The sequence below is a fragment of the Methylobacterium sp. B1 genome (assembly GCF_000333255.1).
GTDB classification, from domain to species: Bacteria; Pseudomonadota; Alphaproteobacteria; order Rhizobiales; family Beijerinckiaceae; genus Methylobacterium; species Methylobacterium fujisawaense.
In genome coordinates, this window is the sequence record NZ_BACT01001037.1 from 1 (window position 1) to 477 (window position 477).

At 58.3% G+C, this 477-nt stretch carries 2 pseudogenes; both read left to right on the top strand.

The features are described 5' to 3' along the window. Window positions 1–211 (top strand): annotated as a pseudogene (locus tag I53_RS34385) (hypothetical protein); the annotation flags it as partial. Window positions 212–270: 59 nt separating this feature from the next. Continuing rightward, window positions 271–477 (top strand): annotated as a pseudogene (locus I53_RS28970) (ATP-dependent DNA ligase); the annotation flags it as partial.

The following is a 477-nucleotide window of genomic DNA, read 5'->3' on the forward strand; positions in this document are numbered from 1 at the left end:
CTCCGACGAACTCGTCCGCGATGGAATTGGAAGTGCCGAGGATGTCGAAACTCAGGCAGAGCTGTTCGATCGTCTCGAGGCGTCGCCGGACGAGCTTTCAGCGTGGTGGCGCCTAGGAGTTGATGCCGAATATGCCAAGGAGGGTCAGAGGCGTCGAGAATTGCGCAACTTCCTCGACAATCTTCCTTTTCTGCGATCGCTGACCGCCTGATCGGAACGGACCCCACTCCCGCCTGTTGAAAGGAGATGCCGGACGCTCCTACTGCCCCAATGGAAGCGAAGCTCGTCGATGCTCTGCCGACCGATGGGGGCTGGCAGTTCGAGCCAAAATGGGATGGCTTCCGGGCGATCTCGACGCGGAAAGGTGACTTTGTCACGATCCATTCGAAATCAGGAAAGCGGCTCGATCGCTACTTTCCCGAACTTGTCGAAATCCTCGGAAGAATTCCGGCCGATCACTTCGAGCTCGACGGCGAG